This window comes from Actinosynnema sp. (genome assembly GCF_052038725.1).
Genome location: NZ_JBQGCX010001276.1, coordinates 1 through 3398, shown reverse-complemented (window position 1 = coordinate 3398; position 3398 = coordinate 1). Strand labels below are relative to the sequence as shown.

Here is a 3398-nt window from a genome sequence, read left to right as displayed (position 1 = left end):
GGGCCGGAGCTGACCGAGGCGGAGGCGGTGCGGCGCCTGGACGAGACCGAGCTGCCGTTCCGGTTCTTCCGGCCCGCCGGGACCCGGCGGGGAGCCGTGCTGTACCGGCGGTGGGACGGCGACTACGGGTTGCTGGCGGCTGGCTGACCCCCTGAACTCCCTGCGGAACCAGCGCTCCGCAGGTCGCGGGGCGAAGCCGCGCGAGAACCACCAACCGGTCACCCTGAACTCCCTGCGGAACCAGCGCTCCGCAGGGCCCTAACGTGAAAGATGCCCGCCCGAGCGCCGCCCCACCCGGCCGGCCTCGTGACACCCCGGTCAGCTCACCCCGGTCCGCCAGCGCGGCACCGGGGTGATGCTGTCCTCGGGGATGTCCGCGTCGAGCGGCTCCGCGGCGCCCTTGAACCGGGTCAGCTTCTCCGCCGACAGGCAGAACACCTTGTTCCCCCCGGCTTCCGCCCACTCGGCGATGCCGTCGTGCGGGAGCGGGCGGCCGGAGGCGGCGAGGACGGCGTTGCCCGCCCTCTTCCCCAGCAGCAGCCCCGGTTCGGCGAGCAGCGCCACGTGCGGGAACACCTCGCGCAGCGACGCGACGGCCCGCAGCGCGAGCCCCAGGTCGGGCGCCGACCACATGTTGCCCAGGTACAGCCCGCCGGGTCGCAGCACCCTGGCGATCTCGCGCAGGAACGGCGTGACGGCCAGGTTCAGCGCGATCGTGCCGACCCGCGCGACGTCCATGACCACCACGTCGGCGCTGCCGTCCGCCGCGCCCCTGATCCCGGCCTCGCCGTCCTCGACCCGCACCCGCAGGCCGGGGACGGCGTCCAGCGCCAGGTGCTCCCGGACCAGCTCGACCAGCGGCCCGTCCAGCTCGTAGACCTCCTGCGCGGAACCGGGCCGGGCGTGCGCGAGGTACCGGGAGATCGTGAACCCGCCGCCGCCGACCTGGAGCGCGGACACCGGGTCGCCCTCGGGCCAGTGCAGGTCGAGCACGCGCGCCACCCAGCGGGTGTACGGCAGGTGCAGGTAGCGGGGGTCGTCCAGGTCCACGCAGGACTGGAGCACCCCATCGACCATGAGCAGCCACCCGCGCTCCCGGTAGGGCGCGGGCGCGAGCTGCGCCGTCCCGAACCGGACCTGCCGCTCGACGCCCCGACGCTGTTCCACGCGCGCCACCCTAGACCGCCGCCGGGCCGCGCCGGGCCGGAACAGCCCCGGTCCCGGTCGCGGTCACGGTCGACGGGGCAGCGCCGCCTCCGCCTCGCCCAGCACCCGGTCGAGCCGCTCCACCGCCTCGTCAACGGCGAGCGCCGCGTTCTCCAGCGCGCGCACGGCCGCGTCCGCCGCCTCGGCCCTGGCGCTCGCCTCGGCGGCGGCCTCGCGGAGGGACGCGGCGACCTCGTCGGGCGCGACCGCCGCCAGCTCCAGCGCCCGGTCCGCGACGCGTGCCGCCCGCCGCCCGGCGTCCTCGCCGCGCTCGCACCCGTCGTTCTCGGCCACCCACCGGTCGAGCCCGGCCAGCACCTCGGGGAGCTGGTCGCGCAGCGCCTCCACCTGCGCGCGCCCCAGGTCGACCTCGCACCGCGCCCCGCCGGTCTCCAGGACCAGGCAGGCCGACTCCGCGTGCCGCCGCGCCCACAACCCGACCGATCCGCCCGCGCTGAGGTCGATGGTCACCGAGTTCCCGCTCATCAGCCGTCTCCGTTCGCGCACCGCGCGGGGTCTGCGGTGTGCCCCACGCCACAGCAGCCATGCTAGGCATAATGCCGCGCTTGATGTCAGCACCCGAGCCGACTCGAACGGGTGATCTCGGAATAAGCCGAACGAGCCGAGATCATGAGGAGCGACTGATCGGAGGACCCCCGTGCGCCCCACCGTGCGCAGCCGCCGCCTCGGCTCCCGCCTGGGCGACCACCGGCAGCAGAACAACCTGTCCGGCACCGAACTGGCCGCCCGGCTCGGCATCCACCAGGCCACCTGGTCGAAGATCGAGACCGGGAAGACGAAGGTCTCCCCCGCCCTGCTGGCCCGCACGGCGGAGATCCTCGACATCCCGGCCGAGGCGATCGCCCAGCTCCAGGAGCTGCACCGCAGGGCCGACGAGCCCGGCTGGTGGCAGGACTACGGCGACATCCTGTCCGAGGCCGTGCAGATGCTGATCGAGCTGGAGGCCGACGCGTCCTGGATCCGCACCTACGAGGGCCAGGTCATCCCCGGACTGCTCCAGACCCGCGAGTACGCCGAGCGCGTCATCACCGCAGGGTCGCCGCACATCCGGGTCTCGGACATCGACCGGTACCTGGAGCTGCGGATGAAGCGCCAGAAGCAGCTCAGCGAGGACCTGCGCCTGACCGCCGTGATCAGCGAGGCCGCCATCCGCCAGCAGGTCGGCGGCCCCTCCGTCCTGCGCGCGCAGCTCCAGCACATCGCCCGAACGGTCCGCGAGCACGACGTCACGGTGCAGGTCGTCCCGTTCACGGCCGACGCGCACGCCGCGCTGGGCGACTCGTTCGTGATCATCCAGTGGCCCGACGAGACCGACCCCGAGGCCGTCTACGCTGACGGTGTGACCTCCTGGACGGTGCACGAGCGCAGCGGCATCGTCCGCAGCTACCTGCACGCGTTCGCCTCCGCGCAGAGCCAGGCCCTGTCGCCCAGGGAGTCACTGGACCTCATCCACGACGTGATCAAGGAGCTGGGATGACCTGGCGCAAGAGCAGCCACAGCACGGCCACCGGCAACTGCGTCGAGATCGCCCTGACCGCGACCGCCGCGCACGTCCGCGACAGCAAGAACCCCGGCGCGGGCGCGCTCACCATCCCCGCGCCCGCCTGGGCCGACTTCCTCCGCGCCGCCAGGGCCCGCTGACCCCGCTAGACCGCCAACGCCTCCCGCACGTCCTCGGCGAGCTTGCGCATCGCCTCCCCCGGTTCCACGTCCACCTCCACCGAGGCCCGCCAGGCGTGCCCCTTCCAGAGGGACCAGGGCGCGATCTCCCAGCGCAGGGAGACGGCGCCGCGGCCGTCGTGGGTGGCCGTCAACACGAGGTCGTGGTCCAGGCTCTCCCAGACGTGCACCCCGACCCAGCCCCGGAACGACTCGGCCAGCTCGGCCAGGAAGTCCGGCAGGGCGGTGCCGTCCAGGCCCAGCGCCACCGTCTCCGGCAGCAGGGCCTCCATGCCGTCCGCGCGCAGCCGCACCGCGACCTTGGGCAGCGGGTAGTCCGGGTCGATGTTCCCAGGGCTCCACAGCAGCACCGAGCCCAGGTCCACGACGGGACCGACCGGGCCGCCCCCGCCGCCCTCTCCGCCCGCGCCGTCCTCCGGTCTCGCCACTAGTGCCCCTCGTGCTCGGCCTCGGCGTCCTCCGCGTCGGCGAAGTCCGTCACGCCCGTCACC

The 3398-nt window shown here is 74.1% G+C and carries 6 protein-coding genes; 3 read left to right on the top strand and 3 right to left on the bottom strand.

Annotated features, from left to right (window positions below; all coding sequences use genetic code 11):
* The first annotated feature begins 9 nt into the window (after positions 1–9).
* Positions 10–147: a sigma 54 modulation/S30EA ribosomal C-terminal domain-containing protein gene (locus ACTUAL_RS26960; RefSeq protein WP_440902209.1), complete on the top strand. Its 138-nt coding sequence runs from the start codon at positions 10–12 to the stop codon at positions 145–147.
* A 171-nt stretch (positions 148–318) separates the two neighbouring features.
* On the opposite strand, the gene ACTUAL_RS26955 is transcribed toward ACTUAL_RS26960, so the two are convergent.
* On the bottom strand, positions 319–1167 hold the full coding sequence (locus ACTUAL_RS26955; RefSeq protein ID WP_096492477.1) for a spermidine synthase: 849 nt from the start codon (positions 1165–1167) through the stop codon (positions 319–321).
* 63 nt (positions 1168–1230) lie between these two features.
* On the bottom strand, positions 1231–1692 hold the full coding sequence (locus ACTUAL_RS26950) for a hypothetical protein (RefSeq protein WP_440902208.1): 462 nt from the start codon (positions 1690–1692) through the stop codon (positions 1231–1233).
* Positions 1693–1864: 172 nt separating this feature from the next.
* Here ACTUAL_RS26950 and ACTUAL_RS26945 point away from each other — a divergent pair, with 172 nt between their 5' ends.
* Positions 1865–2704: a helix-turn-helix domain-containing protein gene (locus ACTUAL_RS26945; protein WP_096492475.1), complete on the top strand. Its 840-nt coding sequence runs from the start codon at positions 1865–1867 to the stop codon at positions 2702–2704.
* On the top strand, positions 2701–2868 hold the full coding sequence (locus ACTUAL_RS26940) for a DUF397 domain-containing protein (protein ID WP_096492474.1): 168 nt from the start codon (positions 2701–2703) through the stop codon (positions 2866–2868). The genes ACTUAL_RS26945 and ACTUAL_RS26940 overlap by 4 nt, the downstream gene beginning before the upstream one ends.
* Positions 2869–2873: 5 nt before the next feature.
* Here the strand turns inward: ACTUAL_RS26940 and ACTUAL_RS26935 are convergent, their stop codons facing one another.
* On the bottom strand, positions 2874–3335 hold the full coding sequence (locus ACTUAL_RS26935; protein WP_440902207.1) for a DUF6228 family protein: 462 nt from the start codon (positions 3333–3335) through the stop codon (positions 2874–2876).
* Between the last annotated feature and the right edge of the window lie 63 nt (positions 3336–3398).